Source organism: Rhizobium sp. 11_C7_N12_5, assembly GCF_051811145.1.
Lineage (GTDB): Bacteria > Pseudomonadota > Alphaproteobacteria > Rhizobiales > Rhizobiaceae > Rhizobium > Rhizobium lusitanum.
Window position 1 is genome coordinate 2,300,043 of the sequence record NZ_JBPWPY010000001.1, and the last position, 23,025, is coordinate 2,323,067.

At 60.4% G+C, this 23,025-nt stretch carries 22 protein-coding genes, 1 pseudogene and 1 riboswitch; of the genes and pseudogenes, 12 read left to right on the plus strand and 11 right to left on the minus strand.

Features of this window, described 5'->3' with window-relative positions:
* Positions 1–12 precede the first annotated feature (12 nt).
* The gene (locus AB8B29_RS11350) at positions 13–780 is read left to right on the plus strand and encodes a phosphatase PAP2 family protein (protein ID WP_047638724.1); all 768 of its coding nucleotides are present in this window, start codon (positions 13–15) and stop codon (positions 778–780) included.
* Positions 781–792: 12 nt separating this feature from the next.
* Here the strand turns inward: AB8B29_RS11350 and AB8B29_RS11355 are convergent, their stop codons facing one another.
* Positions 793–1,179: a response regulator transcription factor gene (locus AB8B29_RS11355; RefSeq protein WP_439006537.1), complete on the minus strand. Its 387-nt coding sequence runs from the start codon at positions 1,177–1,179 to the stop codon at positions 793–795.
* A gap of 229 nt (positions 1,180–1,408) precedes the next feature.
* Here AB8B29_RS11355 and AB8B29_RS11360 point away from each other — a divergent pair, with 229 nt between their 5' ends.
* Positions 1,409–3,088, plus strand: coding sequence for a phosphoethanolamine transferase (locus AB8B29_RS11360; RefSeq protein WP_234903743.1), 1,680 nt, complete (start codon positions 1,409–1,411; stop codon positions 3,086–3,088).
* A 61-nt stretch (positions 3,089–3,149) separates the two neighbouring features.
* On the opposite strand, the gene AB8B29_RS11365 is transcribed toward AB8B29_RS11360, so the two are convergent.
* Entirely contained in the window at positions 3,150–3,527 is a 378-nt protein-coding gene (locus AB8B29_RS11365) for a cupin domain-containing protein (RefSeq protein ID WP_037195419.1), read from the minus strand.
* A gap of 211 nt (positions 3,528–3,738) precedes the next feature.
* Here AB8B29_RS11365 and AB8B29_RS11370 point away from each other — a divergent pair, with 211 nt between their 5' ends.
* From AB8B29_RS11370 to AB8B29_RS11390, 5 genes are all read left to right on the plus strand, one after another.
* Positions 3,739–4,776 (plus strand): LLM class flavin-dependent oxidoreductase, encoded by a 1,038-nt coding sequence (locus tag AB8B29_RS11370; RefSeq protein WP_037195039.1) that lies wholly within the window; start codon positions 3,739–3,741, stop codon positions 4,774–4,776.
* 154 nt (positions 4,777–4,930) lie between these two features.
* Positions 4,931–5,821 carry a MurR/RpiR family transcriptional regulator gene (locus AB8B29_RS11375; RefSeq protein WP_037195041.1) on the plus strand — a complete coding sequence of 297 codons (891 nt, stop codon included), beginning with the start codon at positions 4,931–4,933 and terminating at the stop codon, positions 5,819–5,821.
* Positions 5,822–5,965: 144 nt separating this feature from the next.
* Positions 5,966–6,721: a COG4280 domain-containing protein gene (locus AB8B29_RS11380; RefSeq protein ID WP_047562938.1), complete on the plus strand. Its 756-nt coding sequence runs from the start codon at positions 5,966–5,968 to the stop codon at positions 6,719–6,721.
* The gene (locus AB8B29_RS11385) at positions 6,718–6,924 is read left to right on the plus strand and encodes a hypothetical protein (protein ID WP_037195044.1); all 207 of its coding nucleotides are present in this window, start codon (positions 6,718–6,720) and stop codon (positions 6,922–6,924) included. The genes AB8B29_RS11380 and AB8B29_RS11385 overlap by 4 nt, the downstream gene beginning before the upstream one ends.
* Positions 6,925–7,097: 173 nt before the next feature.
* A complete protein-coding gene (locus AB8B29_RS11390; protein ID WP_047562484.1) occupies positions 7,098–7,679 on the plus strand; it encodes a histidine phosphatase family protein in 582 nt (193 codons plus the stop codon).
* A 22-nt stretch (positions 7,680–7,701) separates the two neighbouring features.
* Here the strand turns inward: AB8B29_RS11390 and AB8B29_RS11395 are convergent, their stop codons facing one another.
* Positions 7,702–9,126: a PLP-dependent aminotransferase family protein gene (locus AB8B29_RS11395; protein ID WP_439006538.1), complete on the minus strand. Its 1,425-nt coding sequence runs from the start codon at positions 9,124–9,126 to the stop codon at positions 7,702–7,704.
* Positions 9,127–9,220: 94 nt separating this feature from the next.
* Between AB8B29_RS11395 and AB8B29_RS11400 the strand changes: the two genes are divergently transcribed.
* Together AB8B29_RS11400 and AB8B29_RS11405 are read left to right on the plus strand one after the other, a co-directional pair.
* The gene (locus AB8B29_RS11400; RefSeq protein ID WP_113118469.1) at positions 9,221–9,904 is read left to right on the plus strand and encodes a pyridoxamine 5'-phosphate oxidase family protein; all 684 of its coding nucleotides are present in this window, start codon (positions 9,221–9,223) and stop codon (positions 9,902–9,904) included.
* Positions 9,905–9,933: 29 nt separating this feature from the next.
* Positions 9,934–10,596 carry a GNAT family N-acetyltransferase gene (locus AB8B29_RS11405; protein ID WP_047562480.1) on the plus strand — a complete coding sequence of 221 codons (663 nt, stop codon included), beginning with the start codon at positions 9,934–9,936 and terminating at the stop codon, positions 10,594–10,596.
* Between the two features lie 75 nt (positions 10,597–10,671).
* Here AB8B29_RS11405 and AB8B29_RS11410 read toward each other — a convergent pair whose 3' ends face one another.
* Positions 10,672–11,157: an HIT family protein gene (locus AB8B29_RS11410; protein WP_047638726.1), complete on the minus strand. Its 486-nt coding sequence runs from the start codon at positions 11,155–11,157 to the stop codon at positions 10,672–10,674.
* 232 nt (positions 11,158–11,389) lie between these two features.
* Between AB8B29_RS11410 and AB8B29_RS11415 the strand changes: the two genes are divergently transcribed.
* The 3 genes and pseudogenes from AB8B29_RS11415 to AB8B29_RS11425 all read left to right on the plus strand — a co-directional run.
* Complete coding sequence (locus tag AB8B29_RS11415) at positions 11,390–12,385, plus strand: sterol desaturase family protein (RefSeq protein WP_113118468.1); 996 nt, start codon at positions 11,390–11,392, stop codon at positions 12,383–12,385.
* Positions 12,386–12,611: 226 nt separating this feature from the next.
* Positions 12,612–15,935 carry a thiamine pyrophosphate-dependent enzyme gene (locus tag AB8B29_RS11420; protein WP_439006539.1) on the plus strand — a complete coding sequence of 1,108 codons (3,324 nt, stop codon included), beginning with the start codon at positions 12,612–12,614 and terminating at the stop codon, positions 15,933–15,935.
* A 23-nt stretch (positions 15,936–15,958) separates the two neighbouring features.
* Positions 15,959–16,181 (plus strand): annotated as a pseudogene (locus AB8B29_RS11425) (flotillin family protein); the annotation flags it as partial.
* A 208-nt stretch (positions 16,182–16,389) separates the two neighbouring features.
* Here AB8B29_RS11425 and AB8B29_RS11430 read toward each other — a convergent pair.
* The 7 genes from AB8B29_RS11430 to AB8B29_RS11460 all read right to left on the minus strand — a co-directional run bounded on the left by AB8B29_RS11430 (position 16,390) and on the right by AB8B29_RS11460 (position 23,021).
* On the minus strand, positions 16,390–17,235 hold the full coding sequence (locus AB8B29_RS11430; protein ID WP_080760682.1) for an aspartyl/asparaginyl beta-hydroxylase domain-containing protein: 846 nt from the start codon (positions 17,233–17,235) through the stop codon (positions 16,390–16,392).
* A 298-nt stretch (positions 17,236–17,533) separates the two neighbouring features.
* Entirely contained in the window at positions 17,534–17,923 is a 390-nt protein-coding gene (crcB, locus tag AB8B29_RS11435) for a fluoride efflux transporter CrcB (RefSeq protein ID WP_113118467.1), read from the minus strand.
* Between the two features lie 107 nt (positions 17,924–18,030).
* Complete coding sequence (locus tag AB8B29_RS11440) at positions 18,031–19,434, minus strand: voltage-gated chloride channel family protein (protein ID WP_113118517.1); 1,404 nt, start codon at positions 19,432–19,434, stop codon at positions 18,031–18,033.
* Positions 19,435–19,550: 116 nt separating this feature from the next.
* Positions 19,551–19,639, minus strand: a riboswitch (Fluoride riboswitch).
* Positions 19,640–19,696: 57 nt separating this feature from the next.
* Entirely contained in the window at positions 19,697–20,521 is an 825-nt protein-coding gene (locus tag AB8B29_RS11445) for a class I SAM-dependent methyltransferase (RefSeq protein WP_047562469.1), read from the minus strand.
* Positions 20,522–20,678: 157 nt separating this feature from the next.
* Complete coding sequence (locus AB8B29_RS11450) at positions 20,679–21,722, minus strand: Gfo/Idh/MocA family protein (protein ID WP_037195072.1); 1,044 nt, start codon at positions 21,720–21,722, stop codon at positions 20,679–20,681.
* Positions 21,723–21,730: 8 nt separating this feature from the next.
* On the minus strand, positions 21,731–22,516 hold the full coding sequence (locus AB8B29_RS11455) for a ThuA domain-containing protein (protein WP_047562465.1): 786 nt from the start codon (positions 22,514–22,516) through the stop codon (positions 21,731–21,733).
* Positions 22,517–22,679: 163 nt separating this feature from the next.
* Positions 22,680–23,021, minus strand: coding sequence for a DMT family transporter (locus AB8B29_RS11460; protein ID WP_037195076.1), 342 nt, complete (start codon positions 23,019–23,021; stop codon positions 22,680–22,682).
* Positions 23,022–23,025 lie beyond the last annotated feature (4 nt).

Genomic DNA, 23,025 nt, shown 5'->3' on the forward strand with positions numbered 1-23,025 from the left:
AGTGGCCGGCCGATGTACGACAGTGACCTTGCATACACAAAACGCACGACGTCGGTAGGCACACCCCTCGCGGCATTTTTGGCGCTATTTGCGCTTTGGTGGCTGCTGCTGCTCGTCTTCAATCGATTCCCCGGTATCGACCTGTGGGTAGCTCGGAGCGTTTTCACGGCCGCGCCCTGCGCATCATCGAGTGCCGCAGGCAAAATCTGCGGCACCTTTGCTCTTGCGAGAAATCCCCTTATCGAAGCGCTGCGTGATGTGACGTTGGCCCTTCCCTATATTGCCGTCGTTGTCTTGCTGGCTATCCTCGTCATGTTCTGGCGCAAACACGGCGCTCGTCGGCGAACGCTGAAAACGGATCAGTATATCGCCGCCCTGCTGTCATTGGGTATCGGTTGCGGCCTGATCGTCAATACGTTCCTGAAAGGATATGCCGGCAGACCGAGGCCGCGCAGCACGGACCTCTTTGGCGGCGGACTGGATTTCGTCCAGGCAGGTTCGTTCGCTGGCCGGTGCTTGGGAAATTGCTCCTTCGTTTCTGGAGAGGCTTCGTCCGGCGGTTGGCTCCTCTGTCTGGTGCTGCTGCTGCCGCAGCGCTGGCGCCTCCCGATCGGCATCCCACTCGCCATCGTCTCCGTAATCATGCCTATAATGCGCGTGCTCATGGGCGCCCATTACCTGTCGGACGCTGTCCTCGGCTGGCTTCTGTCGTTGGTGGTCTTTGCGGCTGCGATGGCTGTCATGGATTTCACGCGCTCGGGATCATCCACGCAGTCTTGAAAACAGCAGCGCTCATCCGGCATTGCGCAGACGAATCAGGCGACTGAGCCTGGCTGCCTTGCGGATGCGGGCTGTCATCTCGGCAAGCCCGAAAGGCTTTACGAGATAATCAACGGCCCCGATACCCATCGCCGTCATCTGATCCGACAGCTGATCATAGGCGGACATAACGATCACCGGCGTCGAATCCGCCCGTGCTTCCGCATGCCTTAGCAATGTGAGGCCACTTCCATCGGGCAATCGGAGATCAAGAAGAATGACGTTGTAAGCTCGAGCCATGACGGCGGTCGTTGCGGACTCCAGAGTCATCGACCAGTCCACCGACCAGCCTTCCGCGCACAGATGATCCTGTATCGCGTTGCCGATAGTGGGATTGTCCTCGACCAATAAGACCCGCACGATTGCTCCCTCGTTGCAATCAAGGAGCTATGATGAGGATTTCTGACGGCGACCTGAAATTCAGACGTCGGCGCGGCAAAAAGCAAAGATAATAGGAAGCGACCACAAAACAGCTGTGTTCAAGCGTCTGTCGTTCAGGTATTTGTCAGGAACGGCCGCCATGGTCGCCGGCTTTAACACGCGAACCTGCGCCTTGCGCCACCGGGTTTTCCGGCCCCGCCGACAGCACATGCCTCGGAGAAAACCATTGAACGAAAAAAATATATCTTCTGGCCGACATTTCGTCAGGCCGGCCATCGGCAGTGTTACGCTATGCCTTATAGTCGCTCTTTATGTACTTCTCGTGACGAACCAGATGTTCTGGACCAAGGCCTACAGCTATTTCACGACCGAACCTGCTGCCTTCATTGCCTTCGTGGCCGGTATCTCTGCAGGCATTTTTGCATTCTTCACGCTGTTCTCCGCGAAATATGTCACGAAACCCGTCCTGATCTTCTTCGTGCTTGTGGCGTCGGTATCCTCCTGGTTCAACGATCAGTTCGGCGTGATCATCGACAAGGAGATGATCCGCAATGCCGCCGTGTCGACGGGCGCTGAAGCCGGACACCTGATCACGGCGCGCTTTGCGATGCATGTGCTGCTGACGGGCATTCTGCCCTCGCTGGTGATCATCTGGGTGCGGATCGTCCATCGCCCCATTTTCAAGAAGCTTGTCCATAACACCGCCGTCATTCTCGCCTGCGTCGCCGTCTTCGTCGCTTCAGGCACCACCTTCTACAAGACTTATGCCGGCGTCGGTCGTGCCCATCGCGACCTCATGGATACCCTTAATCCGGTCATGCCGATCACCAGCGTGGTGCGCTACGCCATCGACACGCAAAGGGATGCAAATGTCGTCGCAGGCCCATTGGGGACGGACGCCCGCAGGGTCGGCGTTGTTGATAACGGCAAGCCGCGCGTCACGATCATCGTGGCGGGCGAAACCGCGCGCGCGCAGAACTTTTCGCTCGGCGGCTATGCCAAGATGACCAATCCGGAGCTGGCGAAGCGCAATGTCGTCTACTTCCCCAATACCAGCAGCTGCGGCACGGCGACTGCAACCTCGATACCTTGCCTGTTCTCCGTCTATACGCGGGCGGAATACAGCCATCGCAAGGGGCTGGAGACGGAAAATCTGCTCGATGTGCTGACCCACGCCAAGGTCGGCGTGACTTGGCTGGACAATGACACCGGCAGCTACAATGTAACCGATCGCGTCCCCTACACCTACCTGCCGCCCTCGAACGATCCCCGCTTCTGCAAGGACGGGGAATGCAAGGATGAAATCCTCGTCGACAAGGTCGATGGCTGGCTGGACAAGGTGAAGGGCGATAGCGTCCTCGTGCTGCACCAACTTGGCAGCCATGGCCCGGCCTACTATCAACGCTACCCCGAGGAGTTCCGCCGCTTCCGTCCGGATTGCCGCGCCAACGACTTCGGCTCCTGCTCGCAAGAAGAAATCACCAACGCCTACGACAATACGATCCTCTACACCGATCATATCGTCTCGATGATCATCGACAAGCTGAAGCAGCGCTCGAACTCGCTGTCCGGAGCTGTCCTTTATTTCTCGGATCACGGCGAGTCGCTCGGTGAGAATGGCATCTATCTGCATGGCGCGCCCTATATCATCGCGCCTGTACAGCAGACGCAGGTGCCGATGCTGGTGTGGATGGCCGACGATCTGGCAAAGGCGGGCGGCTACGACATGGCCTGTCTGTCCAAGCGCGCGCCTGAGGGCACGCACTCGCACGACAACATCTTCCATAGTGTTCTTGGGATGATGGACATATCGACGAAAGTCTACGATCCGAGCCTGGACGTATTTGCCGCCTGCCGCACGCCGTCGAACAAGCTGGCGCAGAAGTGATACGCGGCCCTCAGTAGCCGGCAGCCCCGTTTCGGTGGGGCTGCCAAACAATTGGGATTATTCAAAGTCGCTTAGGCTGGCGGATCGTCCGCTCGTTTTCCACATTGCCCGTATTGAGCGTCGTATTCGGCTCGAAGAGCACGACTTCGCACGTCGGTTCGGCGACCGGGCAATGTTCCACGCCATGCGGCACGACGATATATTCGCCCGGACCGAGGACGATATCGCCGCCGTTTTCCTCCCGCAGCTTCATGCGCAGAGTGCCCCTGACGACCAGGAACAGCTCGTCCTCCGCTTCATGATGATGCCAATGGAAGGCGCCATCCAGCTTGACGAGCTTGACCTGAAAATCGTTGATGTCGCCGCCGACGCGCGGGCTCCAAGCCTCGTCGAAGGCTGCAAAAGCCTTGGTAAGATTGACTTTTTTCAGCGTGATCATGCGCTCCTCCTTCTCGCCAGGCAGCTTGATGTCGAAGCTAATATTGGAGGCAGTATCGCCGAACGCAACGCCGACGCTGCGGAATGCGGTCGATTGCCATTGCCATATCGAATTCCTCGAAGGTTTCAGCCGAAACTTTCCGGGTAGTTGACGATCCGGAACGGCGCTACATGCCCTCTCAATATCATTTGGACAGACGACGGGAAAAATCATGACGACAAATAATGTCGAATTCGGACTCGATACCTTCGGCGACGTGACCTTTGACGACAACGGCGCGCCGCTGCCGCACGCGCAAGTCATCCGCAACGTCGTCGAGGAAGGCGTCCTTGCCGATCAGCTCGGCATCGATTTCTTCGGCATCGGCGAACATCACCGCGAGGACTTCGCCGTCTCCTCCCCCGAGACCATACTGGCCGCCATCGCCAGCCGCACCTCGCACATTCATCTGGGATCGGCCGTAACGGTTCTGAGCTCGGATGACCCGATCCGCGTCTTCCAACGCTTCTCCAGCCTCAATGCCATCTCGAACGGTCGGGCCGAGGTGATCCTCGGCCGGGGGTCGTTTACGGAATCCTTCCCGCTGTTCGGCTTCGAGCTGTCGCAATACGAACAGCTCTTCGAGGAGAAGCTGGACCTGTTCGCGGCTCTACTTTCCAACGAGCCGGTGACCTGGCAGGGCAGCATCCGTCCGCCATTGCAAAACCAGCGGGTTTTCCCGACCATCGAGAGCGGCCATCTGAAGACATGGATCGGCGTCGGCGGCAGCCCGGAATCGGTTGTCCGTGCCGCCCAATATGATCTGCCGCTCATGCTGGCGATCATCGGCGGCAGCCCCTATCGCTTCCAGCCCTATGTCGATCTCTATCACCGGGCCTTCGCGCAACTGGGCAAGCCTGTGAGGCCGATCGGTATCCATTCGCCGGGCTATATCGCTGACACCGACGATCAGGCCCGCGAGGAATTGTGGCCCTGCTACAAGGCTATGCGCGACCGGATCGGTCGCGAGCGCGGCTGGCCGCCCATGACCCGAAACGAATTCGAAAACGAGATCGAAAAAGGTTCGCTCTATGTCGGCTCGCCGGAAACGGTCGCCGCCAAGCTCGCCCCGGTTATCAAGACGCTCGGCATCAACCGCTTTCAATTGAAGTACAGCGCCGGTCCGCTCGGCCACGACAAGTTGATGCGCTGCATCGAACTATACGGCCAGAAGGTCATCCCTGCCGTGCGCGCGGCATTGGCGGCATAATTCAAGACCGACCCGGCCGCCTTCCGTGATCGACTGGAACAGCACATGCTTCGCTACGCGGCGAGGCATGTGCTGAATCCTGTTGTCATCACTAAGTAGTAAATGCTACTAATATTAATAGGAGTAGCATTTACTACGAAACGAAATTGCACGAATGACGGAGAAGACGCAGGAGCGGCAGACCTTCGAAAGCCGGGTTCTCGCAGCGCTCGATGCGCTCGCCCCGGCGGAACAGCGCATCGCCCGTTTCTTCATCGACCAGAAGCAGGCGGTCCTGCTGAATTCCGCCGCCCAGATTGCCGAGCGTGCCGGCGCCAGCGACGCGACCGTCGTGCGCACCGCACGTGCGCTTGGCTTCGAAAGCCTGTCTGCGCTGCGTGCCGCCTTGCTCTCCGAACTGACGGGCATGCCGTCACCCGGCGACCGGATGGAGCGGACGCTGGCCGAGACGGGTGGCGATGCGCTTCGCCACGTGATGAGCATCCACGAAAAGGCATTGGAGGCTTTGCGGGATCAGCAGTTCGCGGTAAGCTTTGAACGTTGCATCGATATTCTGGCTGGCGCGGCGCGGCGCCATGTCTTCGGTATCGGCCCCTCAGGCGCCATGGCGGACTATGCCAGCCTGCAATTCAACCGCATCGGCCTGCCGACGAACGCCCTCTCCGTCTCGGGCATTGCCTTGGCGGATCGCCTCCTGTGGGTCGGCAAAGGCGATGCGGTGCTGATGATGGCCTATGCGCCGCTCTATCGCGAAGTCGATATCCTCCTCGATCACGCCGCTCGGCATGACGTGCCGGTCATATTGATCAGCGACGACCTCGGCCCGCTGGTTGCAGGCAAGGTGGCGGAGATCCTTCCCCTGCCGCGTGGCAATGCCGATCATCTCGCCATGCATGGCGGCACGATGGTTCTGATCGAAGCGATGATCGTTGCACTGGCAGCGAGGAACAAGGAAGCAGCCCTCGATAGCCTTGATCAACTCAGCATGCTGCGCGGTTCTATCGACAAGGCCTGGAGCAAACGCGGCACAAGGAAACGGAAGTGAACGTCGAGGCGTCCGGTGCGAGCCAAGGCTCGCATCATGCGGCGGCCATTCGGCCTCGGGCGCAAGTTCACCCAGGGCACGAAGAAAATCTACGGAGAAGACCATGCGAAATCAAAGTCCTCATCGTCATTCGGGAATCGTTTCATGAGCAGCCTCACACCCATTCTCTCCACGGTGACGGCATCCTTCCTTGGTTCTTTCGTCGAGGTCGTGGAAGCCTTCACCATCGTCCTTGCTGTCGGGGTGACGCGCAGCTGGCGCCCGGCGCTGACGGGTGCCGCGCTCGCGCTCGCCGTGCTGGCGGCCCTCGTCCTCATCTTCGGGCCGTTGCTGGCGCTCGTGCCCATCGAAATGCTGCAATTCGTCGTCGGCGTTCTCCTGATCCTGTTCGGGATGCGCTGGCTGCGCAAAGCCATTCTCCGGTCCCTGGGCGTCATCGCCTTGCATGACGAGGAAGCGGCCTTCTCGAAGGAGACCGCATCCTTGAAAGCGCAATCCACGGATCGCCGCGCCGACTACCTTGCCGGCCTCGCCGCCTTCAAGGCGGTGCTGCTTGAGGGCGTCGAGGTGGTCTTCATCGTCATCGCCGTCGGCGGCGCGCATGGCCTGACGCTCTATGCCGGTCTCGGCGCTCTTGCCGCCTTCGTTCTGGTCATGCTGATCGGGTTGCTGGTACATCGTCCGCTTGCCACCGTGCCGGAAAACACCCTCAAATTCGTCGTCGGCCTGATGCTCACCAGCTTCGGCATTTTCTGGACCGGTGAAGGCATCGGCACTCGCTGGCCGGGCGCGGATCTCGCCTTGATCGCCATCTTTGCGATCGTTTCGCTGGCCTCCTTCGCCATTCTTCGCGGCCTGCGCGGCTCCACCGGCACCCCCACAGCAAAGGCAGCCCAATGACCGTGCTCCGTATCGCCCTGTCCGAGCTCATCGGCATGTTCATCGACGACGGCAGCCTCGCGACCCTCTGCCTGATCCTCATCCTCGCAATTGCGGGCGCGGTTGAATTTCTCGCCATGCCGCCGCTCGCGGGGGCAGTTCTCCTGCTGTTCGGCTGCCTCGCCATTCTGCTCTACAGCGTCCGCCGTGCGGTGAAGCGGTGATATTTCATGTTCCCCTGCGAGCCTCTTCGGGCCTGCAGGGGAATATGACCGCCTCAATCGCGAATTCCGCCAAGCCCACCACTGTCGCGCATGTCGCCGGATCTCGCCCCTCGACAGGACCCTTCGCGGATGCGAAGAATTCGGCATCATCAGCCAATTGGAGAAACGGTCACATGAGCAGCGCCCATCCCGAAGTCTATCTGGTGCGGCACGGGCAGACGGAGTGGAGCCTTTCCGGCAGGCACACGGGCCGAACCGACATTCCTTTGACCGCCGCCGGCGAAGAAGCCGCCCGCAAAGTCGCCGGGCGTCTGCCTGCCATCGATTTCGCCGCTGTCTGGTCGAGCCCGTCGCAACGCGCCCAGAATACCTGCGCGCTGGCGGGTTTCGGCGGTCGGCGCATTGTCAAGGACGATCTGGCGGAATGGGACTACGGCGCCTATGAGGGCATCACCACCAAGGCGATCCTGGCCGAACGCCCCGACTGGCAACTCTTCCGCGACGGCTGCCCGAACGGCGAGACGGCAGCCGATGTCGGTGCGCGCGCCGACCGGATCATCAGCGAACTTCGCGCCATCGACGGCTCCGTCCTGATCTTCTCCAGCGCCCATTTCCTGCGGGTCTTTGCCACCCGTTGGGTCGGCCTGCCCCCGCAAGACGGCGCACGCCTGGTGCTCGACACGACAAGCATCAGCGTGCTCGGCTACGAACACGACCTGACCGAGCCGGTCATCCGTCGCTGGAACCAGGTCTAAAAGGACACACCAACTCCGCGTCTCAGGCAGCTGCCGACATCGCAAGCAGCCTGGCAATTCTCTCCGCCGCCGCATTCGCCGCAGCAGCCTCCATGCGGGCGATACCGAACAACATCCCCGGCCGCGATGGCCCGAGATGCAGTGAGGACATGGCCCGCAATGCGAAGCCGTGAGAATTGATGGAGCGAACGGCCGCGACGTCATCGACGGCGATGTCCCGGAACCAACTCGCCAGTTGCTGGCCTCCGTTGCCTTCGCCGACATCAAGCCACGCGCCGCAATGACGATTGAGGGCGGAGACAACAGCGGCCATGCGTTCCGCGTAAACGGCATTCATATGCCTGAGATGCGCGCGAAACCGGCCTTCGTCGATAAAGTCGGCAAGGGCTGCCTGGATATGAACAGGCACGACCGCCCCTCTCAGCCGTTGCGCTGCCTCGACGGTCGCCACGAGCCTGGAAGGCACAACGGCATAGGCGACGCGCAGACCGGGCGCGAGCGTTTTCGAAAACGTGCCGAGATAGGCGACCACTTCGCCACGATCGATGCCCTGCAACGCGGCGATCGGGCGGGAGGCATACTGAAATTCACTGTCGTAATCGTCTTCCAGCACGATCGCGCCCGTGGCGCGGGCAAATTCGAGCAGCGCAAGGCGGCGTGACAGGCTCATGGTCACGCCGGTCGGATATTGATGCGAAGGCGTGACGTAGATCAGCCGCGGCGGCGGTCCGTCCGCGCGGGCAATATCGATGCCTTCCTCATCGCAGGGCACAGCCACCAGAGCGGCACCCGCCATCCGGAGCAATGCGTGCGCGGTGGCGTAGCCGGGATCCTCGATCCATGCGAGGCCACCATTCGGATGATCTGCCCAGAGCAGAACGCTCGCAAGCAGGCTGATCGCCGCGCCGGTCGAAGGCACGATCAACACCTGTTCGGGACGGGCGATCACGCCGCGCGTCGCCGAAATATGGTCGAGGATCGCAGCGCGCAATTCTGGAATGCCGCCATGGGCGCCATAACCGAGATCATGCACCCGAAGTGACCGGCCGCGGGCGCCGAGACATCGCGCCCAGGCGGCATGGGGGAAAGCGGAGACATCTGGCACACCGGGCTCGAACAACCCACCCGTGGCGAACTCTGTGGTCTGGGGCGAGCTGGGCGGTGGCGCTGCGACCTGCCCCTGTAGGGGTGGCGCCGAGAAAGCAGCAACGCGGGTTGCGGCACCTGTCGTCGATTGCAGATAGCCCTCCGCCTTCAGGCGGTCATAGGCGTTGACCACGGTTGAGCGCGCGACACCGAGCGAGATGGCCAGCGCCCGCGTCGAGGGCACGCGTTGCCCCGCTGGCATCTGCCCATGAAGGATACGGTCGCGCATCACGCGATAGACCTGCCCTTCCAGATCACCCGAGGTCCGGTCGAGCGCCGGCCATTGCGCTACAGATGTCATCAAGCTCCAACTGGTCTGTTAAAAATCGAGAAACTGGCTGTTTATAGCCTACCTCTTTGCTGGCAGAGATCAACGATCAATCGATGAGGAAGACATGGCCGATCACTATCCGCCCGCCACAGAGGACTACCCGACTACTGAGCGCAGCCGCGTGCGGCGCAGCCCCCGCCGCGGCAGCCACGCCCGCGCCGAAGTCCACGCCATTCTGGATGCCTCTCCTCTCTGTCACGTCGGCTATGTCATCGATGGTGCGCCGTATGTGACACCGACCTTGCACTGGCGCGAAGGCGAATACGTCTATTGGCATGGCTCGGCCGCCAGCCGCTTCCTGCGTGCGGCGGAAGACATGCCAGTCTGCCTGACCTGCAGCATCATGGACGGCTACGTGCTCGGCCGCTCCGCCTTCAATCATTCGGTCAACTACCGCTCCGCCATGGTCTTCGGCACGGCACGCCTGGTTGATGACGTCGAAGAGAAAGCCGATGCCTTGCGCCGCCTTATCGAAGACCTGTTTCCCGGCCGCTGGGACAGCCTGAGGCCGATGACGGGGCAGGAAGCGAAGGCGACATCGGTCCTGCGGATGAAAATCGACGAGGCGACTGCCAAGGTCCGCAACGGCCCGCCGGGCGACATCGACGAAGCGGACTACCCGGTCTGGGCCGGCGTCCTGCCCATAAGAAGCCAGCTGGCCCCGGCGCAAGCCGCGCCCGGCATGCCCGACGGGATCGCGCTACCGCAACCGCTCTCGGACCTGATAGGATCGGGCCGGATTCGCTGAGCTGCATTTGATGACCAAAGGACTTTGACATGGATCTTGCCAACTGGAGCGGCGTGCCACGCCCCGAAAGAATCACCCTCGAAGGTCGCTATGTGAGGATCGAACCGCTCGATCCGGCGCGCCATGGCGCGGAGCTGTTTGCCTCGGCTCAGGCTCCCGGCGCCGAGGATCGCTTCCGCTATCTGTTCGAGGATGCGCCTGCCGATTATGCTGCCTTTTCTCCCTGGCTCGAAAAATCTGCCTCCAGCACGGATCCCCTGTTCTTTGCGGTGATCGACAAGCGGACCGGCCGTGCCGAAGGTCGCCAAGCCCTGATGCGCATCGATAGCACGCACGGCGTCATCGAGATCGGCAGCATCCTCTGGGGGCCGGCGATCGCCCGCAGCCGCGCGACCACCGAAACCCTCTATCTCTTTGCATCCTACGTCTTCGATACGCTCGGCTACCGCCGTTTCGAATGGAAGTGCAACAATCTCAATGAACCGTCAAAACGTGCCGCCGAACGCTTCGGCTTCACCTTCGAGGGCATTTTCCGTCAGCATATGGTCGCCAAGGGCCTGAACCGCGACACCGCCTGGTTCGCGATGATCGATGCCGATTGGCCGAGACTGAAGGCCGGATATGAGCGCTGGCTTAGCCCCGAGAATTTCGACGAAGTCGGGCAGCAGAAGAGCAAGCTGACGTTCGGCTAACCAGCCAGAGCCCCTCTGGCGTGGTGTTTCGATGCCAAAGGGATTCTCGGCAGCACACGACGCGTTCGGTTTCCTCTATGCAACCAAGAACGCGCTTCGCATCAGCTCGACAACATCCGAAACCATCGGCCCCGTCACCTGCGGTGGATTTGGTGCTTCGCAAAACTCCCGCCAGATGTAAAATGTCAGCTCGGCCCCATCCGTCTCCGGCTCGGCAGCAGGCCTGCCGAAGGAGGCGAGAGCTCGATAGCGCTCATCCTTCCAGAACAGGGTCTCAAGCCAATCATAGACCGGTATGATATGGAAATGGATCGGATGCCCCGGCGAATGACCGTAACGGCCGATATAGACACGCTTGGGACGAAGCAGGGTTTCGACTTCCCGCTGCGCCCTGGCAAGGAGAGGCCCAAGCGATACAAGCGCTCCGGTCGGCAGATCGTACAATGCGTTGGTTCCCGACTTGGAGCCGACCATCAGGTAGCCCGGCAGGACCGTGTCGATGCGATGGTTCACGAGCCAATGTTCGGTCTCGTGAATTCTGTACTTGGAAGGAATATCCAATTCCGACACCTTTTCATTGCCGTCAGGGCAGCCTTCCCTAGAACAGTCGTTGGACGAGCCGGATTCCCGACGTAGAGCAACCGAGGATGGCGAACTCGATCGGTGTCAGCAATATAATGAAACAAAAACACTTCTGTTCCACTCAAGATTCCGCTTCCGTGGCCGCAATCATCACGGTACATATCGCCTATATTCGCGCCAACCCACCTGATGACGATCCGAGGATAGTGGCATGACATTTCAGAGCAGTTCGCGTCTCTACGCTGCTGTTTCATCCCTGTTGTGGCCGGCCATCTTTTGCGCCGGACTGACGGGCTCGTATTTCGCGTTCCATTCGCAGATGCATCTGCTGTGGTTCAATGTCGTCTATCTCTCGGTCGTTGCGACAATCGCGCTCTTCGAGCGGCTCATGCCCTATGAGGAGACTTGGCTCGATGCCGATGGCGAGACGTTCAACAACCTCGCGCATACGCTCCTGAGCAAGGGTGCCGTACAGATCGCGGCGGCCATCGGCACGTCATTTCCGATGGCGGTGGCAATCGTTGCGCAACCTTTCCTGAGCCACAAGGCAAATATCTGGCCGGATCAATTGCCGATGGCCTTGCAGGTCGTGCTGGGACTCATCATCGCCGAATTCGGCCTCTATCTCGCCCATCGCCTGGCCCACGAGCACCTGTCGCTCTGGCGTTTCCATGCCTTGCATCACAGCGTCGAACGCCTATGGGTCATCAATACCGGGCGCTTTCATATCATCGACAGCCTGTTCAAGATCGCGCTCAGCCAGATCCCGCTCTATCTGCTCGGCGCGCCGCTGCCGGTCTTCCTGTGGATCGGCGCCGTCACTGCCTTTATCGGCCTTCTGACCCATTGCAACATCGATGTGCGCACCGGCCCGCTCGACTGGATCCTGTCGACTCCGCGCCTTCACCGTTGGCATCACTCCAAGCTGCTTGCCGAGGGCAACACCAATTACGGCGAGAACCTTGTCATCTGGGACCAGATCCTCGGCACCTATTACAATCCGCCCCGCCCCTCCTCCACCGACATCGGCATCACCGGCAAGGTCGCCGACAGTTTCCTCGCCCAGCTTGTGCAACCCTTTTCCAAGAAGGGCGCCAAGCAGATCATCGGCAAGAAGCCGAAGGAATTGCGGGACAAGGAAGAGCTGGCCGCAAAGGCGGCTGCTGCCCGCGAGCAGGCCAACGAACCGATCCGCAAATCCAGCTAGCAACCCCTCCGGATCGTTGCACCAATCCGAATTTCCGGGTGGGCAAAATGTCGAACTCGCTCAGCAAAGGGCATCGGCTGCCACGAATCCCGGCCGGGCCAATGCACGTAAATCCATTTCAATTCGAGAGGATATTGTCATTTAACGTGTATTGAAAAAGGCACCCCGGGGGGTTACCTAGGTCCACACAAATTATTCATGATGAAAGATTAGGAAAATCATTGAGATGGAAGGGAGGTTTACCACAGAATACCTCAAGCAACTCCATAGAATATTCTTTATTTCTAGAGAAATAGATAGGCTTGAGCGAGAATTCATTAAGCAAGGCATAGCACATTTTCATGTCTCCGGCGCCGGGCACGAGTCGACGGCGCTGCTCAACGAATTCCTCCATGACGACGACTGGCTGCATCTGCACTATCGCGACAAGGCCCTGATGCTGGCGCGCGGCATGCCCATTCGTGAGTTCTTCTCGAGCCTGCTCGCCACAGCCAATTCCCATTCCGCCGGCCGGCAGATGAGTGCGCATCTATCCTCACGCGCGCTCAACATTACCTCCATCGTCGGCCCGGTAGGCAACAATGCGCTGCATGCAGTCGGTGTCGCCGCATCGCTGAAATACAAGCCCGGCATGCCGATCGCCATCTGCTGCGTCGGCGACGGTACGACCCAGCAGGGCGAGTTCCTCGAGGCCGTGGCAGAAGCGGTTCGCAGCCAGTATCCGATTGTCTTCATCGTCGAGGACAACAGTTTCTCCATCTCGACACGGACCAGCAAGCAGACCTTCTTCGATCTGCCCGATGGCCCCGCATCCTCCTTCTACGGCATCGACATCATCCGCACTGACGGCGACGATCTGCCGGCCTCGCGAGAGGCCTTCCGCAAGGCCGTTCGCCACAGCCGCAACAACCGTACTCCGAGCATCGTGCTTCTCAATCTCGAGCGCCTGTCCGACCATACCAATGCCGACGACCAGAAGACCTATCGCACCCTATTGGAGATCGAATCGGGCTCTTCCCGCGATCCACTTCCAAACTTGCGGGCGATGCTTCAAAAAGCGGGCGTCAGCGCTGATGCGCTCGAGAAGATCGAACAGGAGCTGACAGCGGAAGTGCAGGCGGAAGCCGCACTCGCCCGCAAGGAAGATGCACCCGAGGTCGAGCCGGATGCAAAAGCCCCATACCCCGCCTCCTTCGCCAAAACGGCGGAGTATCGCGGTCTCGAGCGCGAAGCAACGCTGACCATGCGCGAGGCGCTGAACGGCGTGCTCGACAGGCAATTGGCCGCCAATCCCGAAGTCGTGCTGTTCGGCCAGGATATCGAAGATCCCAAGGGCGATGTCTTCGGCGTCACCCGCGGCCTCAGCACCAAATATCCCGAGCGCGTTCGCAACGCGGCACTCACCGAATCCACCATCGTCGGCACCGCCGTCGGCCGGGCGCTCGCCGGGCAACGGCCAGTCGCCTTCCTGCAATTCGCCGATTTCCTGCCGCTCGCCTATAACCAGATCGTCTCGGAAATGGGCAGCATGTACTGGCGCACCAAGGGCGCCTGGGAATCTCCCGTGATCCTGATGGTGAGCTGCGGCGGCTACAAGCCCGGCCTCGGGCCATTCCACGCGCAGAGCTTCGAAAGCATGCTGGCCCATACGCCCGGCATCGATGTCGTCATGCCCTCCAGTGCCGGCGATGCCGCCGGCCTGCTGAATGCCGCGTTCGAATCGAGGCGCCCCACCGTTTTCCTCTATCCGAAAGCGGTGCTCAACAATTCCGACGGCCGCACCTCGACCGATCTCGACAAGCATTTCGTCCGTCCGGGCCTGTCGCGCTACGTTGCCCGCGGCCGCGACCTGACACTGGTCAGCTACGGCAACACGGTGTCTCTCTGTGCCAACGCCGCCAAGGCCTTCGAAGCGCAGGGCTTTTCCGTCGAGGTGATCGACCTCCGTTCCATCTCGCCGTGGGATGAAAGGGAAGTGCTGGCAAGCGCCAAGCGCACGAGACGGCTGATCGTCGTGCATGAAGACAACCGCACTGTCGGCATGGGCGCCGAGATCGTCGCCACCGTCACCGAAAAGGCCGACGTTCCCGTCGTCGTCCGCAGGCTTGCCCGCTCGGACGCGCATGTTCCCTTCAATTTCCGCAACCAGCTCGAAATGCTGCCGTCCTACCGCAAGCTCGTCGACCTGATGGCCGAGGTTCTCGAATGCGAGGTCACCTGGCACGAAGAGGATGATAGCGGCCCGACCGCCGCCATCAAGGCAATCGGCTCCGGTCCCGCCGACGAGAACGTGTTGATCACCGATCTCCTGGTCAAGCCGGGCGACACGATCGAGGTCGGTCAGCTCGTGGCCGTCGTCGAGGCGACGAAGGCCTCGGTGGAAATCTGTGCCAATATCGGCGGAGTCGTGCTCGAGGTCTTCGCAAGGATCGGTGACCAGATCGCCACCGACAGCACGCTTCTGACCGTTGACGCCAACCGGGATACGAGCGAACAGAACTTCGCTCTCGCCTCGGAGACGCAAAACAAGTTCGTGCTGCGCCGCCTGAAATCGCACTCCATTCCGGCACTGCGCCGTCATTCCGGCAGTTTCTCGGAAATAGCCGTCAGCGGCATCGGCTTTGCGACCGGCGCCCGCCGGGTCGCCAACGAAGACATCATCCATCATTGGCCGAACCGGCGCGCCGACGAAATCTTTGCACTGACCGGCATCAAGAGCCGGTTCTGGGTCGGTCCTGGGGAAGGCACGTTGAGCCTTGCGACAGCGGCCGTTCGCGATCTGCTGCGCCAGACCCAGATGTCGATCCACGACATCGATCTGGTCATCGCCGCGACGGGCACCCCCGATATCGCCACGCCGTCGCTTGCCAGCCGCGTCGCCGTTGCGGTCGCCGAAGACGGCGTGCGGCCGTCCCTTGCCGCCTACGATATGGGCGCCGCCTGTTCCGGCTATCTCTACGCGCTGCAGCAGGCCTACGATTTCATCGCGCAGCAGAATGACGCGAAGGTGCTGATCGTCACCTCGGAAGTGCTGTCTCCGCTGCTCGACATGAAGGATTTCTCCACCGCCATCCTGTTCGGCGACGCCGCCACCGCCAGCCTCGTGACCACCCGCGACATGGCGCGCAGCCCGCTATTTGCGGCAAGCCGTCCGACCATCAGCGGCCGCCCGGAACCGGGCGATCTTCTCTTCGTCCCTCTGCCGGATGAAGGCGTCATCGCCATGAACGGCCGCGCGGTCTTCACCGAGGCGGTGCACTCCATGTCCCGCTCGATCGAGGACGCTTGTGTCGACGCCGGCATTGAACTCGCCAATCTCGATCTGCTGGTGCCGCATCAGGCCAACCAGCGCATCATCGACACCATCGCCAAGCGCAGCGGCCGCCCGGCACTGAGCGTCATCGAGAACTACGGCAACACCAGCTCTTCGAGCATCCCGCTTGCCATGCTTCACGTCGCCAACGAACGGCCCGAGCCACTCAATCTCGGCCTCGTCGCTTTCGGCGGCGGCATGACATCGGGCGCGGCAATCGTGCGCACGATAAAATAGTCATCGCAGCAGCGGTTGCTGCCATTGCAGCCATCGCCGAACGCGAAGCCATGGCCAAGCAGGTGCGCGAGTCCGCCAACATCGGCTCGACCCGTGCTGTCCAGCAGCATGAGACGGAGGCTCGCGCGACAACCGGATCGTCGCGCAGGAAAGCACCATTGCGGTCGCCAGCAAGAGCCGCGAAGAGTCGGAAGCCAGGCGAAAGCCGAAGCCGCACGCGCACTGGCCATCGCCTGCTCAAGGAAGCCAGCTTCGATGGTGACAATGCCATCTCGGCGCCGCCTGGCAATCTGGGCGGTAAAACCACTACCACGCAGTCAACCGATGATAATGACGAAGATACCGAAGAGACGGATAAGCCAGTTCAACCGCTGAGCCTGACCGACCAAAAGCAAAACCCCGGAATCCGCTGCGGATTCCGGGGTTTTTCGTAGAATTCACAAGCCAGCGTGGATTATGCCCTTGGGCGATTTCTCAGCGCCTCTGCCTCGGCATAGAACTTCTTTTCCCATTCCTTGTGGTTGTCGAGACCTTCCTTGATGAACGGCGTGAAGATCGCCAGGTTCATCAAGGCCCAGTTGACAAAGCGGGCCGGGAATTTCAGCGGCTTGACGAAATCGACGAAGAGCACCACGCGGGTCTTGTCGGTGTGGTTCCAGGCTTCATGCTCGTAGGCGTCGTCAAAGATCAGCGCCTTGCCTTCCTGCCAATGGCAAATCTGCTTGTCGACGCGAATGGCGAGCTGGTCCTGTGGTTCTGGCACGATGAGGCCGAGATGCAGGCGCAACACGCCGTTATAGGGGCCGCGATGTGCGGGAAGATGCTTGCCGGGCTCGAAGATGGAGAACATGGCGGTCGTCAGCCCGGGGATTTTCTGTACCGCCGCCCAGGTGTTCGGGCATGCCTTGATGTTTTGCTCGGACTTCACGCCGAAACCGAGAAGGAAGAAGGTCTTCCAGCGGGTGTCGGTCGAGATGGTCTTCACATCGGTGGAGATGTCCTGGAATGTCGGCAGCTCGCTCTGGCGCAGCAGCACCTTTTCGAGCTCCGCGCGGATCGCCGGATAATCCTTCTCGATCTCGGCCGCCCAGGGGAAGGTCGCGCTGTTGTAGACCGGCGGATTGCCGAGCTTGGCATATTTCAGATTGAGGCCTTCGGCCCAGGCAACGATGCCCATGAAAAAACGTGTCAGGGCGCTCGGGCGGTCCATCGGCGCGATGCCGGTTGTGCCAAAGGTTTGTTCCGGAGCATGAGATTCGGTGGAAGTGGGAGCAGGTGCGCTCAAGGGGCTCTCCGTCATGTCTGTCTTTAGGGCGGTCAGGGAGGAAGGCTGCCTCAGGGGGAATCTGCACGGAAATTCCGGGGGAGCAACAGGTTCGACGCTTTCAATGCTCGCCCGCCCGTTCCTGATTGACGCCGGACTCCTCTGTTATGCGATGATCATAATAAGCGTTTATATGAGTTGATTAGTCGAATTTCGCAAGAGAGTCCGTTCACAACGAGCGGTGATTTGTCGTGGATTGAATCTCCGGTGATTTCTCGAAGAAATTCACCCCAGAATTGGCAAAAATACGGCACGACAGACCTGAGCCATCCGCCTAGATGGTTTGAGCCTGAATTATTAGCCGGACAACGGCAAATCCGGCAATCAGGGCCCCTAGCGACAGAAAAACGGACAGGCCGACATAAGCCACGAAGGGCATCCATTGGCCGCGCTCCCAAAGCACGACGCTCTCCAGCGCAAACGTTGAAAACGTCGTGAACCCGCCCAGAATGCCTGTTGTCAGAAAAAGCCGAAGCTCCTGAGACACTCCGCCACGGAAGGCGAAATATTCCGTCAGCACCCCCATGATGAATGCGCCGACGACATTGATGATAAGCGTACCGAACGGAAATTCGCCCCCGAACAGACGAGCAGCAAGCTCGTTGACGCCGAGACGGAAAGCGCCACCCAATCCGGCGCCGAGAAAAACGACAAGATAGATCACGACAATCTCCCGCTACGGTTAAGCGCCGATATTCACGTCCACGACATTGCCGATCAAAACATCTTGATCATCAGCTTCGCAATGCGCGAGACAATCGCAAAGCGACCTTATTGAATGTCCCGCTCCTGTTGTAGCGGCGGCGGGGCCTGATTGTTTTTGCGATCATCTTCACTGCGTCCATTCATGGTGATGTCGCGAATATGGCGAAGAGGGATACCGGAGGGAATGTGGCCGGAGGCCGCGCTCTTTGCGATGCCGAGACGCTGTGACAAATAGATGCTGGTATGGCCGCTGCAGATGTAGGCAAGAAAACAGGCGACGGCGAGATAGACCGTATGCGTCGCGCCGAAGAGCTCGATGCCCATGATCATGCAGGCGAGCGGCGTGTTGGTGGCCCCGGCAAAGACGGCGACGAAACCCAGACCTGCAAAGAGATCAGCAGGCGCGCCGAGGATCGCCGCAAGCGCATTGCCGAGTGCGGCACCGATAAAGAACAGCGGCGTCACTTCCCCGCCCTTGAAGCCGGCGCTGAGGGTAACGATCGTGAAAACTGCCTTCCAGAACCAGCTCCAATAATCGACATCAGCCGGATCGAAGAAGCCGAGGATCGTCGCGTCGGCAGGATTGGGCGACCAGACGCCAAGCCCGAGATATTCCCGGGTGCCAAGCAAATAGACGAGACCGATCAGCACCGCGCTGGCGATGACAGGCCGCAGCGGCGCGTAAGCACAGAGCCTCTTGAAGGCCGCAGACGCTATATGCGAGATCTCGCTGAAGCAGCGCGCCATCAGGCCGAAGAGCACGCCGGCGACGCCGACTTTGACAAGCAGCAGCGCATCGAGGTGGAAGGTGCTCGCCGGCGTGCCCGCGAGATAGCCGATATGGTACTGGATATGCTCGATGCCCCAGGAATGGCAGGTCCAATCGGCTGTTATCGCGGCCGCAAGGCTCGGGATCAGCGCTTCATACTGCATGCGCCCGATCGTCAGCACCTCAAGCGCAAAGACCGCACCCGCGATCGGCGTACCGAAGACCGCGCCAAAGCCGGCTGCTATGCCCGCCATGAGAAGTATGCGGATCTCGGTATGACTGAGGCGGAAAACCCTCGCGAAGGCGCTCGCAATGCTACCACCGAGCTGCACCGCCGTTCCCTCGCGCCCGGCAGAGCCACCAACCAAATGCGTCAGAACAGTCGACACGAGAATGAAGGGCGCCATGCGCAGCGGCACGCCGCCGCCAGGCTCATGGATCTGGTCGACGATCAGGTTGTTGCCGCCTTCCGCGCCGCGGCCGAAGCGCTGATAGACCAACACCATCAGGAAACCGGCAACGGGCATCAGGAAGATCAGCCAGGGATGTTCGAAACGCGCCGCCGTTGCCCTATCCAGGCTCCACAGAAACAGTGCGCAGAGCGAACCGACGGCTACCGCCATCGGCACGACAAGCGCTACCCATTTGAACAGGCCGCGAAATTGCTGAAAACGATGTTGAAAGAACAGAGATGCGGACATCATTTCGCCCCTCCCGCAGCACCGAAATTGGCTCTGTCGGGGACAATGGATATGAAATCTGAAAGAGATAACGGCAATAAAAAAGACATGACTCTACTCCCTCGCCTTTCGAGGCGCTTTGAGTAGGAGTCATCAGCTTCCCTGGAAAATTCAAGGCAGCGGTTCGGCCACCATGGCCCGGCAGAAATCCATTACCATTGGATTTTTCATACAGACAGGAAAGCGCCTCTGTCAATCCGGGCGCCCGCCAACTCTGTTTCCATCAATCGGCCTTGGCGATCATTTCGATCGGCGCAATCAGGCCGCTTCCGACCGACATGCCGACATTGCCCACGCGCTCCGCCGCCCTCGGCCCCATCAGTGCGCCGAGGCTCAGCGTCTGACCGCCAACGGCAGCGCTGGCACGCATCTCCTGCGCCATCCGGATCGCCAGAGCGCTGCGGTCCTGCTCGGATTCCACGGTGAAGCCGGCCTCTTTGAGCAGTTGACGATAGGTTTCGGGGCTGCGGACGAAGCTCGTTTCCGGCGTCATCGCCCAGGGCATCGGATAGGGCAGCGCGCCGTCGCGCATCTGCATGACTTCGTAGAGACCAAACCGGCCGCCGGGCTTCAGCACACGCCGCGCCTCGGCAAACAGACGCGCCTTGTCCTCGATGTTCATACCGACATGGATCAGCGTCGCTCGGTCGAAGCTTTGGTCGGCAAAGGGAAGCGCCAGAGCGCTCGCCTGCCGAAACGACACCTGCGCGGCCATGCCGCAACGCTCGGTCAGGACATTGGCGACCTTGACGAATTCATCGGTCAGATCGACGCCGGTGACCGCGCAGCCATAGGTGCTGGCGATATAGCGCGCCGGCCCGCCAAGCCCTGATCCGATGTCGATGAGCCGCAGGCCATCACTCACGTCGAGATCCCGAGCAAACTCCCGCGTGGCTTCGCGCCGCCCGAGATGGAATTCATCGATCCCAGCAAGGTCGTCGATACTGAGATGATCGATATCCTTGCCGCCCGCGGTAAGTGCCGCAAGGAGCGTCTCCTCCAGTGATCCATGCGTATAGTGGCTAGCAACCTTTTCTTCGGTGGACATAACACCTCCTCCCACAACCTCGTATCCGGAGCTTTCATGGAGGAATGCTGCGCCTGCCTCCGTATCCCGTCAAGCAATTGCGATAATATGGGTGGACCTTAATGAAGCGGCCGCCCGAAGGCGGCCGTTTGAATGTCGAGATGAAGCCGAGACGGCGTCAAACCTTCAGTTCGCGCCGCTCCGTCTCCGTCACCATGGCGAGATCCAGCACGCGCTGCAAGTTGGCAGCGTGGCGGAAGCTCGGGTCCTGGCTGCTGCCGGTCATAACAGCCTCGGCGAAGCGCTGATAGTTGGTCAACACCGGCGGCACCTCGATGACCCTCCACGTCGCCGTTTCGGTGTCATCGCCAAGGCAGCCGCGCAGTTCGGAACCATTCGGGCTATGAGACACTTCAAGGCCGCCGCGCTCGCCATAGATACGCAGCTTCAGCTCGTTCAGATGTCCTGTCGCCCAACGACTCGCATGCACCACACCGAGCGCACCGTTGGCAAAATCGACCGACATCGAAAAGCTGTCGTTCGCATCCAGCGTATACTCGCCGATGCGCTCGTCCGGCGCCTTGTTGAAGGTCTTCAGCCGGGCGAAGACATGATCGATATCGGTCGCCGCGCCATAGGCGGCGAAATCGAGAATATGGATGCCGATATCGCCAAGAACGCCGTTGGAGCCATGGCCGGTGGACAGCCTCCAGAGCCACTTGGATTCGCTGCGCCAATCGCCCCATGCCCTGGAGACGAGCCAGCTCTGCAGATAGGATGCTTCCACATGCTTCACTGTGCCGATCTCGCCCGAGATCACCATCTCGCGCGCCTTCTGCAGTTGCGCGACATTGCGATAGGTCAGGTTGACCATGTTGACGACGCCTGCCCTTTCGGCCGCCTCCGTCATCTCAAGCGCTTTTTCATAGTTCTCCGCGAGCGGCTTCTCGCAAAGAACGTGCTTGCCGGCGGCAAGCAGCGGCAGGGTCGTCGGATGATGGGCCTTATCGGGCGTGACGTTGGTCACCGCATCGAATTCATTCCAGGCCAGCGCCTCGTCCAGCGACGAGAAGCGGTTCCTGATGTCGAACGTATCGCAAAAGGCTGTGAGCCTCGTCGCATCCGTATCGACGGCGCCAACGATCTCGACGCCGGGAATACGGGCGAAATGCTCCACATGGTTCTTCGCCATGCCGCCCGTGCCAACTACTATGAGACGCATATTATACCTCAGCGATAACCGGCTTCGCCGGCTTGGTGCAGTCTTGGGCCACGCTCGACGATCGGCTCCAGCGCCTTTTCGACCGGCACATTCGGCGCATCATGGATGCTCGCCTGCGTGCCGAGCGGATTATGGGCCCATTTCACGGAGTTGATCAGCACCTTGTGGACGGTGTCGTTGTGATAGGTCGGGTAAGTCTCGTGGCCGGGGCGGAAATAGAAGATATTGCCCGCGCCACGGCGCCAGGTCATGCCGGAACGGAAGACTTCGCCGCCCTGGAACCAGGAGATGAACACCGTTTCCAGCGGCTCGGGAACGGAGAACTGCTCGCCGTACATTTCCTCGTTTTCGAGCTCGAAATGCTCGCCAAGTCCGGCCGCGATCGGGTGACGCGGATTGATGACCCAGAGACGTTCGCGCTCGCCGGCCTCGCGCCACTTCAGCGCGCAGGGCGTGCCCATAAGCCGCTTGAACACTTTCGAGAAATGGCCGGAATGCAGGACGATGAGACCCATGCCTTCCCAGACGCGCCTGGCTACGCGCTCGACGATCTCGTCCTTGACGGCGCCGTGGTCCTTGTGGCCCCACCAAAGCAGGACATCGGTATCCTTCAGCCGGGCCTCGCTGAGGCCATGCTCCGGCTCCTGCAACGTTGCAGTGGTCGCCTCAATACCAGCATCGGCATTCAGCGCCTTGGCGATCGTCGTATGCATGCCTTCCGGATAGATCTCGGCGACGACCTTGTTAGTTTGCTCATGGATGTTCTCGCCCCAAACGACGGCACGAATAGTCATTACGGCACTCCTCTTATACCATTGAAATTGAGTAGGTTATGCGGTCCAAAGCGCTTTGGAAAAGCGCCGCTTTTCGAGCCTCCAGCAGCCATCCTGCGCAAGACATAATGCGTCCCCGATGATTTGACAAAGGCAAAAACGGCCATGGATAACACCTGCTTTTTCAGTGCGACACGGATTTTGAAAAGAGATTGACGACAAGGACGCCGGCGATGATCAGCACCAGGCCGACGATGGCGGCAAGATCGAGTTTCTGGCGGAAAAACACCAGCCCAACGGCTGAAATCAACACGATGCCGAGCCCACTCCAGATGGCGTAGGCAATGCCCACCGGAATGACCCGCAGCGTTACCGAAAGACAATAGAAGGCGGCGGTGTAGCAGACTACCAGCACGGCCGTCGGGCCGAAGCGGGTGAACTGCTGCGACATCTGCAATGCCGTCGTACCGATCACTTCCAGCACGATCGCAACCAGCAGCATTGCATAGACCGATGCATTCGCCATTCCG